The following is a 14843-nucleotide window of genomic DNA, read 5'->3' on the forward strand; positions in this document are numbered from 1 at the left end:
AAAGTTGACCAAAATTACATCTGGTAATCCTCGATCCTTTTAAAAAAAGCGTCTTTATAGGTTGCGCCAATCGGCAGGTCTTTATTGCTTATAATAACCGAAAAATTATCGGTAGTATCAATATGCTTTATCTGCACGGCATACGACCTGTGTATTTGCACAAAGCCCGATGGCAATAACTCTAAAAGGTTTTTAAGGGTGCTATGTGTTATTATCATTCCCTTTACGGTATGTAGGCAGATGTAATTCTGAAGTGCTTCTATGTAAAGAATATCATCAGTGAATACTTTTGCTAGTTTGTTTTTTCCATCGGTTTTAATAAAAAGAAAGCCACTCGCTGATGGCTGTTCTACTTCTGATTGTGGTGTAGTAGGTGCCTGTAATTTGGACACCGCCTGGTAAAAACGTTCAAAAGGTATGGGTTTCAACAGGTAATCGGTTGCATTAAGGTGGAAACCTTCTACAGCAAAATCGGCATATGCAGTCGTGAAAATTACTTTTACATTGGGCGAAATTATGCGCGAAAGCTGTAACCCTGTTAGCTGCGGCATCTGAATATCAAGAAACACCACATCTAGCTTATTGCTGTTTAAAAACTCCAATGCTTTAAGCGAATCGTTAAATGTGCCGACTAACTCCAAAGTTGGAATACGTTCGGTAAATTTTTCCAGCAGTCGTACGGCAGGCGGTTCGTCATCAACAATAATGCAGGTTAATTTCATGGCTGTATGGGCATTTTTAAGTAGGTAGTAAAAATATCATTTTCCTGCGTTTTTTCTAAGATAAATCTGCCTTCATATGTATGTTTTAACCTGTTTGAAAGATTCGTGTATCCTATGCCGGTGGCATAATAATTTTCGCCTCCCTGAACGTAATTACTCGTCTTAATCTCTATAATATCGGTGTTTATCGTGATACTTATTAAAGCAGGCTTTTCGCGATCATTTAGTTTACCGTGTTTAAATACATTTTCCACAAAGTGAATAAGCACTGCAGGAAGTATGGTCTGTGCCATAATATTACCTTTTACTTCATAGTCAAGATAGAGCTGACTTTCAAAACGCTTTTCCTGTAGGTTGATATAATTGGTTAAAAATTCGAGTTCTTTTGCTAGTAGTACCGTTTCTTTATTGCTTTCGGTTAATGTATAGCGTAAAAGATCTGACAGAGTCAACAAGTCTTCGGCTATGCCCTGATCTTTATCGACCATTTCACTGTAAAAAGAATTAAGTGTGTTAAAAAGAAAGTGCGGGCTTAGCTGCGATTTTAAAAGCTGTAATTGGGCCTGTCTGTTTTCAACTTCCAATTTTGCAGTGTATTTTGAATGTACATTGTATTGCCATCCTAAATATAAAAGTACAGAAAGTATGACTGACGGTAAACCGTAATAAAAATTATCCAGTATGTAGGCTATAGGCTTTAGCGAGAAATAATTATGAACGCCTGTTAGGTAAAACAAAATTACTTCCTGAAGTAGGAAACGTATCGCCGAGAAAATAATAAGTTGTGCGGGTATTGACAAGATATAAAGATAGATTTTCTTTTTGCCAAGAAGCGGGCAAAAAATATAATAGCCTATAAGGTAGGCAAATGAAATTGCAAGTATATGTGTAATATCCAAAAGTACAATATAAACGTCTATTACTATAGGCTTAGCACTTAATCCAAAATCATATAAATGATAAACTAAAAATATAGTGGCTAACAGTACTATATGGTAATGAAATGGAATTTTTTGTTTCATGAGGTCAGTTATATAAGTCAAAAATACAACGAGAAAGGCAATGCATTTTATTTTTTACACGAATGTGCTGTTTTATGGTACGAACACATTAAAATAGAATGGCGAAATGGCCAAAGCTTAAAAAATATCGGTCTGTATAATCTAAACAGCCGTTCGTCAAAAGCTTTAAAATAGAGGGTATTGCTGTCTTAGTTTCGCATAGAATTTAAAACCAATCGTATGAAAACTTATCTATTACTTATCATTACAATTCTTTCTGTTTCAGTACAGGCACAGACACAAAAAACAAAAATACTTTTATTGGGGACTTTCCATTTTGAAAATCCCGGGTTTGACGTAGCACTATATGACGACTTTAATGTTATGACACCAGAGCATCAAAAAGAAATGGAAGATATCTCACAAAAGATAAAAGCCTTTGCCCCGGATAAAATATTTGTAGAGTGGAATTATAAAGATCAGGCAAGACTAGACAATCTTTTTGCAAAAAATACAGATAGCCTATTAAAAAAAGATGCAGACGAAAGGGTACAGATAGCGATGCGTACGGCAAAAAAACTGAAGCATAAACAACTCTATGCTATAGATTATAAAGAAACTACTTTTGCTTACGACCTTTTGATAAAAAGTATGGAAATGGCAGGGCAGCAGGAACTTATAAAAAGCAGCGATGATTTAATGAAGCAACATGAGCAAAGTCAAAATACCAAAAGAAAGACGTATACACTTAAACAGCTTATACTGGATGTTAACACCAGGGAAAGCAATGCTTCTAATTTAGGATGGTATTTTGATTATGCTAACAGGGCAGGGGCAAAGGATGTTTTTGTGGGCGCTAATCTGGTATCTGAATGGTACAAGCGTAACCTGCATATGTATTCGCTTGTGCAAAAACTTACTGCTGCTAACGACAAAAGTATTGTTGTACTGGCAGGAGCAGGGCATACGGCTATATTACGTGAATTTGTGAAGAACGACGCAAGGTTTGAGCTTGTTGAGGTTGAAGATGTTTTAAAATAATACCTGTCAATCAAACTTAGACCGACCAATGAAAAACGTGGTAATACTATTCATTTTTATTGTGGTTTATTTTCCGGTAAACGCACAGATAAAAGTTCAGGGTAAAGTAACCGATGTAATCACAAAAGAAGTATTGCCTCTTGCTGCAATTTCCGTTACAGATACGCTTCGGGCAAATACTATTGTATTTTTCGAAACGGATGAAAAGGGAGACTTTGAGATTACAATTCCGAAGTCTTTTACGAGTGCCATGCTCACAGTGAAATATTTAGGATACGCTACTTTTTCGAAAGTGATTTCAATTAATGCAATCCCGGAAAAATTGCAGATAGTGTTGCACCCGTCAGCAAAAATGCTGGAGGAGATTACGGTAAATGCAAAACAAAAAGCAGTAACCATAAGCGGTGATAAAATTATCTATAATATCGAAAGGTTAGGTGCCGGCAACGGTAATAACGGACTCGAAACTGTGCGCCAGATTCCCGGGGTTCGACTTGATAAAGATGACAATATTCAGTTTAGGGGTAGCAGTGATGTGCAAATAATGATCAACGGACGAAAGAGCCTTTTACAGGGCGATGCTTTGCGAGAGTTTATCCGCTCGCTTAAGGGTAACGATATACAATCTGTAGAGGTTATTGCCCAGCCATCAGCCAGATATGATGCCGCCGGAACTACGGGGATTATAAATATTGTCCTCAAAAAAAACAAAGCGGCGGGTATCACAGGAAATGTTTACAGCTCTGTAGCCTACGCAGAATATTTTAAGAACCATAGCGGAGCACAGCTATTCTACAACGATTCACTTTGGAATATTAATGCGAATGGTTATTATTATGACGGAAATTCGGTAAACCACAGACGGGTAAGTCAAACCATACAGTTGGAAGAAGGGGTAAGAAATATAGACCAGACCAACGAATGGCTACCCCGTACTATTTCTAAAAACCTGAATTTTGGAGCCGAAAGAAAGCTTAGCGAGCATAGTTTAATGAGTACCGAATGGCAGTATTTTAAGGAAAATGAAAACGCAGATACCTATGGGGTTACAAATGAATACTTAAATGGACAACCGACTAACAATGTTAGGCTTACACAGTTTATCGCTAGTCCTTCAAAGCGTATTACGGGTAACATGTTTTATAATTATACTGCCGACAGTACAGCAACAAAACTGGATGCACAGGTGAATTACGCACATTATGAAAGCGGGCACAATGGTTTTCAGCGTAATGACTATTCCGATGATTCATTTATGCAACTGGATGGGCGAAGAAATACCGTTTATGATATTATAAACGGACAAGTAGATTTTAACAGGCAGCTGACTAAAAAGACTAACCTTGAAGTTGGGGTTAAGTATTCCTATGTCAACATGGATTATTTTAATGCGTACACTACAAATAATGAATCGAAGCTGCTTATTCCTGACAGTTTGCTGGTAAACGATTTCACTTATAAGGAACATCTTGCATCTGGTTATGCTCAATATGCGGTTGATCTTGAAAAGTGGAATTTTATGGCGGGATTAAGGGCTGAATACTATACGTATGACGCTACTTCCGGAATCAGCCATAAAACAAATTCGGTTAATTTTTTGAATTGGTTTCCGTCACTCTCGGCAAGTTATAAAGACCAGAATTACCAATATCAGGTAAGTTACAGCAGGCGTATAGGGCGTCCGGCATACCTGGCACTAAATCCCTATTATCAATACATTGATGCTTATACGCTTGAGTTGGGTAATCCTGATTTAAAGCCTCAGTTATATCATAGTTTCCAGTTGAGCTATATTTATAAAAGCGCGCTAAATATCAGTATGTACGGCTATCTTTATAACAAAGGTTTTACCAGCGTTATAAACTATCTGGAAGAGCAGAATTATAACCTTACCTATCAGGCAAATGCGTCTAAAGGGAACCGGTTTGGTATTTCGGCCTCACTGCCTTATGAACCTTTCGACTGGTGGACAATGCAGTTAAGCCTTGATGGTGTATATAGTTTTGAAAAATCAGACATAACCGATTTTAGCTATAGTGGCGGCGGCTACAATTATGATATTAGCCTGTATGAAAATTTCAGGTTGAAATACGACTGGAACTTAACATTGAATGGCTTTTACAATGGGCGTAGTACTTCCGCTAACGGATATACGAGGGCTACGTACGACTTTAGTTTATCTGCTAAAAAGTTTATGTTCGATAAAAAGCTCCAACTTTTGTTTGGATGTAATAATATTCTGAAAAAGAGTTTCTACAGCCAGGTTACAAACGTGGATAATGTATCGACCGATTGGACAAACCGTTGGGAGACCAGGCGATTTTATTTCCAGGTTATTTACTATTTCGGAGGCGGTAAAACTAAGAAAATAAAATCTACTTCGCTGGGCGATGAGATGGATAGGATATAAGTCAGCCCTGTTAACTATATAAAATGCCAAAGCCTCCAAAGTACAGTACTCTGAAGGCTTTGTTAACTGCCCGGCGATTAAAACGCTCAAATCTATAGCCGGATAGCTTTGCTATTCGTGTTTTTATATTAGTTCCATCCGCCGCCTAGTGCCCTGTAAATAGTTACTTTGGCATTCATTTGCTGCATTTTGGTTTCAATAAGGTCAAATCTCGATTCCAGGGCATCACGCTGTGTCATCAATACTTCCATATAATCCGCTCTTGCCGATTTAAACAGGTCGTTAGAAATATCTATCGACTGGTTTAACGCTTGAACTTCTTTCGATTTATAGTCGTAGCTTTTTTCAAGGTTGCTAATTTTAGACACCTGGTTGGCAACTTCTATATAAGCATTCAATACTGTACGCTCGTAGTCATAAACAGCCTGAACCTGTTTTGCATTAGCCGTGATGTACGCTGCTTTAATAGCATTCCTGTTAATAAGCGGAGCCATAAGGTCGCCACCTAACGAATATAGCAGTGATTTTGGTTTTATCAGGTAAGATGGGTCAAACGCATTATAACCAATTCCCGCTGAAATGCTTAACGATGGATAAAATCGTGCTTTAGCGACTTTAATATCAAGCTTTGCCGCGGCAAGATTAAGTTCTGCCTGTCTGATGTCTGGGCGGTTTGCCAGTAGCTGAGATGGTATCCCTGCACTTGCAACGCCAGGAGCAAGGTTTTCAAAAGATTCCCTGCTTCTTTCTATAGGCTGCGGATACCTTGCCAACAGGAAGTTGATTCTATTTTCGGTTTCTGTTATCCTTTGCTGAATATCATACTGAAGGCTTTTGGTATTTAATACCTGGGCTTCAAATCGTCTAACGGCAAGTTCGGTTACACGTGTAGCCTCTTTTTGATACTTCACAATTTCAAGTGCATTGTTCTGAATTTCGATGTTCTTTTTTACGATTTCCAGCTGGCTGTCAAGGGCAAGCAGTTCGTAGTAAGAAGAAGCGACTTCACCAATAAGGTTCGTAATTACAAAGTTTTTACCTTCTACAGTGGCGAGATACCTGCTTACCGCTGATTTTTTTGCATTATGCAGCTTATTCCAGATATCCAGTTCCCATGTTGCATAAGCACCTACCATATAATCCTGTAAAGGCTCAGGCATTTCTTTACCCGGCTTAATATCTGTAGTAGCTTCCATTGCACCTCTGCTGGTATAACGGCCTACTTTATCAACTGAAGCACTAGCACGAAGACCAATTGAAGGCAAGTATTCGCCTTTTCTGGCTCTTACTTCACTTCTTGCAATTTCGATTTCCTGTAAAGTTATGTTCAGTTCCTGATTGTTTACCAAGGCAGTGTCAATTAAGGCTGCAAGGTATTTATCGGTAAAATACTGCTTCCATTGTACGGTTGCAGAGCTGATAGTGTCTTGTGCAGTACCATTAGTTGAGTATGCGGCAGGAACATTTTTATTTTCGGTTTTCTGAACCACAGAAGGAGTTTTACACCCTGTGAAAGTTAGTACTACACAGGCTAAGCCTGTGTAGATATAGTTATTCAATTTCTTACTCATGATCTTCAGTGGTTTTGAAATTATCGATCTGATGAACAAATCCTTCCGATAAAGAAGTGTCTTCTTCATCACGTATTAGTTTTCTGCCATTGGCAAGCGATCCGAATATGTAGTACAATCCGGGAACAACGATTACGCCGAATATTGTTCCGAAAAGCATACCGCCTAATGCCGAAGATCCTAATGTTTTATTACCAATAGCACCGGCACCACTTGCAATCATTAGTGGAATCATACCTGCGATAAATGCAAATGATGTCATTAAGATTGGTCTGAAACGTACTTTGGCTCCTTCGATTGCTGCCTCGAGTATCGTCATGCCCTGATGGTGCTTGAGGACGGCAAATTCAACAATAAGTACCGCGTTCTTACCGAGTAGCCCGACAAGCATGATAAGTCCTACCTGAGCATAGATATCATTTTGAAGCCCCATGATTTTAAGTAGTAGGAATGAACCAAATACCCCAACAGGAAGCGAGAACACTACAGCTAACGGAATAATAAAACTTTCATACTGTGCAGCAAGTACAAAGTATACGAACGATAATACGATAAGGAAAATGTATATTGACTCGTTACCTTTCATTGACTCATCATAAGAAAGTCCTTCCCAGGCAATGTCGTATCCTTTAGGTAAAGATTGCTTAGCAACTTCGCGTACAGCCTGGATAGCATCGGCAGTGGTATATCCTTTAGCCGGAAGACCCTGGATAGCTGCTGAGTTGTACATGTTGTAACGTGTAATCTCATTCGGACCCTGAGTTTTCTTAAGCTTCATGAATGCAGAATACGGAACCATCTCTCCATGATCATTTTTAATGAACAGGTTAAGAACATCTGACGGAAGCCTTCTGAATTTTGGATCTGACTGAACATATACTTTAAAGAAACGTTCAAATTTAATAAACCCCTGTTCGTAAGTACTACCAATAAGTATGTCAAGGTTTTCCATAGCTTTACCTATAGAAACGCCTTTTTGCATTGCTAACTGGTTGTCAATTTCCAATTCATACTGAGGATAGTTGGCAGCAAAGAAGGTAAATAAACCTGAAAGCTCTTTACGTTTACCAAGGTCTTCCATGAATTTTTTGTTGATCTTGTCAAAGTCTTTATAATCTACCGTTGTACTCTTATCAAGCAAACGCATAGAGAAACCTCCCGAAGAACCAAAACCAGGAATGGCCGGCGGTTCGAAGAACTCAATTTTTGCTCCAAGGCCTTTAGATTTTTCTTCCAGCTCTTCCATGATCTCTGTTACAGTATGTTTCCTGTCAGACCATTCTTTAAGGTTGATAAGACACGTACCTGCGTTAGAACCCCTACCTTCTGTCATGATCTCGTAACCTGCAAGAGAAGAAACGTTCTCTACACCGTCTACGTGTTCACAAATTTTCTGAAGCCTTTGCGATACCTGGTTTGTTGTTTCCAGTGTAGATCCCGGAGGTGTCTGTATGATAGCATAAATAGTACCTTGATCTTCACTTGGTATGAATCCTGAAGGCAGAATTTTATTTATAAAGAAAGTACCTGCACAAAATGCTATAAGTATGGCAAATGTTACTACTCTTCGGTTAACAATAAGTTTAAGCAGTTTTACGTACCAGCCGGTAAGTTTGTCAAACGATCGGTTAAATTTATCAAGGCCTTTTGTAAGGATGTTCTTTTTAACTTCTTTACCATGGTTGTTTTTCAACAGCATTGCACACAATACAGGTGTAAGTGTAAGTGCAATAAGTGCAGAAATTACAATTGAACTTGCCATTGTTATAGAGAACTGGCGATAGAATGTACCTACCGGCCCGGACATGAATGATATAGGTACAAATACCGACACCATTACCGCTGTAATAGCTATAATAGCCCCACTAATCTCACCAAGTACTTCTTTTACCGCTTTGTACGGCGTTATATGTGGGTGCTCTTCAAACTTGGCATGCACTGCCTCGACGACGACTATCGCATCATCCACCACGATACCAATTGCAAGTACAAGTGCAAACAGGGTTACAAGGTTAATTGAAATTCCAAAGAACTGGATAACAAAGAATGCACCTACTAACGATACCGGTACAGCAAGTATCGGAATTAGGGTCGAACGCCAGTCGCCAAGGAAAATGAATACAACAAGTGCAACCAGTATAAATGCGTCTCTAAGGGTATCAACAACCTGCTCTATTGAAGCGTCTAAGAATTTAGAAACGTCATAGCTGATTTTATAATCCAGTCCCGGAGGGAAGGTTTCTTTCATTTCTTCAAGCTTGGCTTTAACCTGCTTAATTACATCACTTGCATTACTACCGTAGTTTTGTTTTAATACGATAGATGCAGAAGGGTGTCCGTCAAGGTTAGAATAAATATCAAAGAATTCACTACCCAGCTCGGCACGGCCGATATCTTTTAAGCGGATGCTTTCGCCTTCCGGATTGGCACGTATAATAACGTTATCATATTCTTCAGGCTCACTGAATCGTCCTTTATAAGTCAATACATATTCAAGCGATTGTGCTTGTATACCCGAACTTTGTCCTAAACGTCCAGGACGTCCAACGATACTTTGTTCGCCAAGGGCCTTCATAACTTCATCGGTAGAAACTTTATAAGCTCTCATACGGTCCGGGTTTAACCAGATACGCATAGCATATGTTCTACTACCTAATATTTGAGATCTAGCTACACCTTTAATCCTGTTGATCTCGGGAAGCATTTTAACGTTAGCATAATTGTACAGGAATTTTTCATCCATGTTTTTGCCTTTAGCATACAGGTTGACATACATCAACATACTTGGCTGGATAGGGGTAATAACAACACCCTCTCGCTGTACAAGTTCCGGTAATAAGGGCATAACCTGGTCTACCCTTGTTTTTACCCTGATAACAGCCTGGTTAGGGTCGGTACCCGGTTCAAAGATTATCCTTAAGGTTGCTTCACCGGCACTGGTAGCATCGGTAGCCATATAACGCATATCCTGAACACCATTAATGGAGTTCTCTAAGGTAATAAGGGTCGATTTAACCAATACGTCGGCACTTGCACCGGGATAGGCAATAAAGATATTCACTGTTGTTGGTGCAATATCGGGGAATTGCGATGTTGGCAATTGTGTGATTGCCAGGGAACCCATAAAGACGATAATAATCGAAATTACTATGGCAAATACAGGCCTATGTATGAATTTACTAAACATTGTTTCTTGTTTTTAAAGTATTTCGATTACTCTGCATATAGTTCCAGATGCGACATTACATATTCCGGTTTCTCCAGCTTATAGTTTATCTTTTCGTTTTCTTTTACAAGGCGTATACCTTCAAGAAGTACTTTGTCGTTGGTAGATAACCCTTCGCTTATAGCAAAAAGGTGAGGAAGTTCAGCAGCAATTTTTATTTCTCTCGATCTTATTTTGTTGTCTTTATCTACAACGTAAACATATTTTTTATCAAGAACTTCGAAAGTCGCTTTCTGAGGAATAAGTACAGCATTTTTAAGAGGTATTACCATTTCGATATTACCTGTTTCGCCGTGTCTTAGTAAACCTTTCGGGTTAGGGAAAGTTGCCCTGAATGCGATATTACCGGTCTCATTATTAAATTCACCTTCAATGGTTTCAACGATACCAGGGTAATCAAACATTTTGTTGTTAGCCATTAACAGGTTTACCTTAGGGGCAGAAGTGCTTTGAACTTTTGCTTTGTAATCAAGATATTCCGATTCCGGCACATTGTAGTACACCCACATTTTACTGTTGTCAGACAGGTTTGTAAGCAGGTCGCCTTCATCAACAAGGCTACCCAGCCTTACGTGGAAACGGTCTATAATACCATCAAAAGGAGCCTTTATCTGCGTGAATTGCAAATGCACTTTGGTTAATTCCAATTCGGCTTTTGCTTTGTCATATTTTGCTTTAGCCATTGCCAACTCATTAGGAGATACTACATTCCTGTCGGCAAGTGCTTTAGTATTTTTAACTTCAATTTCGGCAAAGTTTGCCTCGGCTTGGGCTCTTTTCAGTTCTGCTTCATATAGTTTAGGCATGATCTGGAATAACAGCTGGCCTTTTTTTACAAATTGCCCTTCGTCTACATAAATTTTTTCCAGGTAACCTCTTTCCTGTGCCCTTAATTCAATATGCTGTATCGAATTGATTTGCGACACATACTCTTTAGTAATTGTAGTGTCTTTTTGTACAGGATTAGTAACTAGGAACTGGTCTTTTTCTTCCTTTGATTCATTTTTTGTTTGGCAGCTTGTATTGCACAACAGCACACACAAGCCCATGATCATGAGCGTTTTCTTCATAATAATTTGCTTTAAAGCAGTACGATAAAATTTATTGGATAATTTTTTGTTGAGATTTGCGTATAAGACAATACACGTGCGCATCCTCTATAGTATAGAACTATGGACGTGGCATTTGCAAAAAAACGTAGGGATAATCAGGCGGTTATTGAATTTACCTGATTATTGTAGAAATCACAGTCTGATTACTCTGAATATAATATACTTTTGGCACGATGGTGTGTAAAAAAAATGCTTACCATTAGGTAAGCTGTTTTTTGTATAAGTATAAATATATCCAGATACCTGAGTAAGGTATTGTGAAGCAAAGTAGTTGTTGATTTCTAATGATTTTTTCAAAGAAATCGTTTCGTCCTCTTCAATTTCATTATCGTTAACTACAAATTTGTAGTTTTTGCTGAAATCGGGAGTTGTATTGATTATAGAGATGTCGTTGATAAGATAGCCGAAATCTGGAGTAATATCTGTACCGCTATAATTTTCTATACATAGTGTACTGTTGCTATCCTGAGTGTGAGCATGCAATAAGCCTTGCCCGCTCAACAGGAGAACGTATAGTGGTATAAAAAATCTTAGTAACTTCATCATAGGGCACAAAATTAGTGAAAGCGTACTATAAATACAAGTAATTGATCTTCAAAATTAGAAATTTTAATGTTGTAACCCCTTGATACTGTACTATAACGATTGAACATGGTTAATATCAGCTACTTAATTTTCTGACAACGCTCAAAATTAATATCATTTAAAAGGCAATAGCACTCAATTGCAAATTTGAAATCGAATTAACAATCCGTTTTTTAGATTTATTAACAGAATTGCTTTTCAAATTTTGAAAATCAAAAGGTGTGCCAATAATTTTTAATTGAATTGATAGGATAACAATATCGTTTACGAATGAATATGTTGATTTTATTCTATTTACTAAATATTTAATAATTTGACGTTATTTAGTAAATGGAATATGGTTCTATTTTGCTTACAGTGTTGTATTTCAGTATTTTAAGTTATTGGTGCAATGTTGGTTGTTCTCTTTTAAACTTTAAATTTCTATTTATGCTTAGTGAGAAAAAAGAATTTAGCACATTTAATATGCCTTGGGAAGAGGTGTATGGTTATGTTCAGGCTGTAAAGAACGGTGATACAGTTTGGACTTCGGGTCAATTAGGACACAATAATGAAGGCGTACTTCTTGAGGGTATGGAGAATCAATTTAAACAGGCTTATGCGAATATTGGAACCCTTTTGCAGGGATTTGGGATGAAGCACGATGATATTGTAGAAGAGGTAATTTATGTAACTGATATGGCGTCTGGATTTGAAGCTAGAAAGATATGTGGTAAATTATTTTACGCTGACCCTAAAAGAATAGCAAGCAGCATAATTGGCGTAAGCGAGTTGGCACTACCAGGGCAAATGGTGGAAATTAAGATTATTGCAAAAAATTAATAATTGACACCTTGGCACGAGACATAAAAAAAGCAGAACATTGCTGTTCTGCTTTTTTTATTTATAAGTAAGCCGATTAATGAATTTCTAAAGAAGACAGGTAACGTTCAGCATCCAAAGCTGCCATACAGCCAGATCCGGCTGCGGTTATAGCCTGGCGGTAATCTTTATCCTGAACATCCCCAGATGCAAATACACCCGGAATATTAGTTTTAGTCGATTTGCCTTCTGTAATAAGATATCCTGTTTCATCCATGTCAAGCTGGCCTTTAAAGATATCGGTATTAGGTTTGTGGCCAATTGCTATAAATAAACCAGTAATAGCAATTTCGGTTTTATCTCCTGTAACATTGTTTACAATCCTAAGTCCGTCAACTACCTGGTCGCCTATAACCTCGTCAACCTCGCTGTTGTATAACACGGTAAGGTTAGGAGTGTTTTCGACGCGGTGCTGCATAGCTTTAGAAGCACGCATAAAGTCTTTACGCACCAGCATAGTTACGTGTTTACAAATGTTAGCAAGGTAAGTAGCTTCCTCGGCAGCAGTATCACCTGCCCCTACGATTGCCACATCCTGGTTGCGGTAAAAGAAACCATCGCATACGGCACATGCCGATACACCACCGCCTCTTAAACGCTGCTCACTAGGAAGGCCTAAATATTTAGCAGTAGCTCCTGTAGAGATAATTATTGTTTGAGCGTGAACTTCTTTATTATCGTCTATGGTAACTTTATGCCACCCCCCCGGTTCTTTACTAAATTCTACGGCTGTCGCCATTCCAATTCTTACCTGTGTACCAAAACGTTCAGCTTGTTGTTGTAGCTGCATCATCATGGTAGGTCCGTCTATACCTTCAGGATATCCAGGAAAGTTGTCAACTTCTGTAGTAGTGGTTAGCTGTCCACCCGGTTCCATACCGGTATAAACAACAGGTTTCATATCTGCCCTTGCAGCGTATATAGCCGCAGTATAACCTGCAGGCCCGGAGCCTATAATTAGGCATTTTATTTTTTCTATAGTCTCAGACATAATTTATTGAGGTCTTAAATTCGGTATGCAAATGTAAGTTTTAATTAAAAATATTACTACTCAAATGCATCAGTTTTAGCTATGAAAAAATAAAATTAGCTTATCATTTTGAAATATCAATTTTAGTGGTATATTTGCACCGCTCAAATGGAGTAATCCACTTTGAATTCGGGGTGTAGCGTAGCCCGGTCATCGCGCCTGGTTTGGGACCAGGAGGTCGCAGGTTCGAATCCTGCCACCCCGACAAAAAGCAGAACAGAAATGTTCTGCTTTTTTCATTTATAACCATTTTTATTATATATTCTGTTTATGTAGTAGTCTCCGTAGTGCAGTTTTTTTGTGCAAATAATTAAATTTATAGCGTACAAAAGAATGGAGATGGTAGACAGTAATATACTTATTAAAGAATAAGTTATTAAAGTGAAAAACCGGGCAGCCATTAATGGAAGCCCGGTTTTTTGTGTTCTATATTAGTAAGTATTACATCTCTTTTTTAGACAATACCGCACTGTCGGCAAAGTTGGTAACCTCAACTTTAGGTTTTCCAAAAAGCTGGATCTGTGTTTTTCCCGATGCTGCTATACTGATCGTTTCAGATGCGTTAACATTACAGCTGGTATAACCTTCAGCAACAAGTTCCATATTTTTAGCAGTGAATTTTTTTCCGGTAAATGATGCATTATTATCTACGCGAATTTTTGCCGTTGCAGCATCGCCCTCAATAACTGCTGACGTTTTCTGGTACAGGTCAATTTTTGCCTGCATACCTGCCGCAATAAGTGCTTTTAACTGGGAACTTTTACTTAGCTCTACAGTAACGTTATCACCCTGAAAATTAAGTTCGGCAGAGGTTTTGTCGTTCATTATCAACGTAAAGTTGGCCGACTTTACATTAAGGTACGATTTAGAATAATCCAGGTTTTTAACGGTTATATCTTCCAACTGAAGATCGGTAAGCGAGTTGATAGTTACTTCATTCTTCGCGGTAATGGTTTTTAGATTATCGGTATAAGTAACGCGGACACTTAATTTTTTAGCTCCGGTAATATCTTTATCGGTATACAGGCGTAGGGTAGTGCCTTTAAGTTCGGCTATAATGCTTTCGTGCAGATTGTCGTCAGCTTCAATCTCAAGGCTCTGTGTTCCGCCTTTAGATAGAAAAATCTCAATATTATCTTCAACCTCAAGATTTTCAAAATTTTCAACCTCTTTCTGCGCTACGGTTACTGTTTTAGATCCCTTTATTTTTTCTTTTTTCTGAGCAAATGTAACGGCAGTAAAAGACAGGGCTACCAGTAACAGGAGTATTTTTTTCATTGTGTA

11 protein-coding genes and 1 tRNA gene are annotated in these 14843 nt (G+C 38.3%); 4 read left to right on the forward strand and 8 right to left on the reverse strand.

The features are described from left to right. Positions 1-14: 14 nt before the first annotated feature. Both ALW18_14430 and ALW18_14435 read right to left on the reverse strand, forming a co-directional pair. Positions 15-722 carry a chemotaxis protein CheY gene (locus tag ALW18_14430; protein ID AOE53611.1) on the reverse strand — a complete coding sequence of 236 codons (708 nt, stop codon included), beginning with the start codon at positions 720-722 and terminating at the stop codon, positions 15-17. Further along, positions 719-1744: a histidine kinase gene (locus tag ALW18_14435; GenBank protein AOE53612.1), complete on the reverse strand. Its 1026-nt coding sequence runs from the start codon at positions 1742-1744 to the stop codon at positions 719-721. Before ALW18_14435 ends, ALW18_14430 begins: the two co-directional genes overlap by 4 nt. Positions 1745-1963: 219 nt before the next feature. On the opposite strand from ALW18_14435, the gene ALW18_14440 reads away from it, so the two are divergent. Next, complete coding sequence (locus ALW18_14440; protein ID AOE53613.1) at positions 1964-2764, forward strand: hypothetical protein; 801 nt, start codon at positions 1964-1966, stop codon at positions 2762-2764. A 28-nt stretch (positions 2765-2792) separates the two neighbouring features. Next, positions 2793-5174 carry a hypothetical protein gene (locus ALW18_14445; GenBank protein ID AOE53614.1) on the forward strand — a complete coding sequence of 794 codons (2382 nt, stop codon included), beginning with the start codon at positions 2793-2795 and terminating at the stop codon, positions 5172-5174. Positions 5175-5302: 128 nt separating this feature from the next. On the opposite strand, the gene ALW18_14450 is transcribed toward ALW18_14445, so the two are convergent. The 4 genes from ALW18_14450 to ALW18_14465 all read right to left on the reverse strand — a co-directional run bounded on the left by ALW18_14450 (position 5303) and on the right by ALW18_14465 (position 11584). After that, positions 5303-6745: an RND transporter gene (locus tag ALW18_14450; GenBank protein ID AOE53615.1), complete on the reverse strand. Its 1443-nt coding sequence runs from the start codon at positions 6743-6745 to the stop codon at positions 5303-5305. Continuing rightward, on the reverse strand, positions 6738-9932 hold the full coding sequence (locus ALW18_14455; GenBank protein AOE53616.1) for a multidrug transporter AcrB: 3195 nt from the start codon (positions 9930-9932) through the stop codon (positions 6738-6740). Before ALW18_14455 ends, ALW18_14450 begins: the two co-directional genes overlap by 8 nt. Positions 9933-9958: 26 nt before the next feature. Next, positions 9959-11041: a hemolysin D gene (locus tag ALW18_14460; protein ID AOE53617.1), complete on the reverse strand. Its 1083-nt coding sequence runs from the start codon at positions 11039-11041 to the stop codon at positions 9959-9961. Positions 11042-11215: 174 nt separating this feature from the next. After that, positions 11216-11584: a hypothetical protein gene (locus tag ALW18_14465; GenBank protein AOE53618.1), complete on the reverse strand. Its 369-nt coding sequence runs from the start codon at positions 11582-11584 to the stop codon at positions 11216-11218. A gap of 513 nt (positions 11585-12097) precedes the next feature. Here ALW18_14465 and ALW18_14470 point away from each other — a divergent pair. Next, complete coding sequence (locus ALW18_14470) at positions 12098-12490, forward strand: hypothetical protein (protein ID AOE53619.1); 393 nt, start codon at positions 12098-12100, stop codon at positions 12488-12490. A gap of 76 nt (positions 12491-12566) precedes the next feature. Here ALW18_14470 and ALW18_14475 read toward each other — a convergent pair whose 3' ends face one another. Next, positions 12567-13520, reverse strand: coding sequence for a thioredoxin reductase (locus tag ALW18_14475; protein ID AOE53620.1), 954 nt, complete (start codon positions 13518-13520; stop codon positions 12567-12569). Positions 13521-13689: 169 nt separating this feature from the next. Between ALW18_14475 and ALW18_14480 the strand changes: the two genes are divergently transcribed. Beyond that, positions 13690-13767, forward strand: a tRNA-Pro gene (locus tag ALW18_14480). A 233-nt stretch (positions 13768-14000) separates the two neighbouring features. On the opposite strand, the gene ALW18_14485 is transcribed toward ALW18_14480, so the two are convergent. Then, on the reverse strand, positions 14001-14837 hold the full coding sequence (locus tag ALW18_14485) for a hypothetical protein (protein AOE53621.1): 837 nt from the start codon (positions 14835-14837) through the stop codon (positions 14001-14003). Positions 14838-14843: the final 6 nt, after the last annotated feature.

This window comes from Flavobacterium psychrophilum, from assembly GCA_001708385.1.
Lineage (GTDB): Bacteria > Bacteroidota > Bacteroidia > Flavobacteriales > Flavobacteriaceae > Flavobacterium > Flavobacterium psychrophilum_A.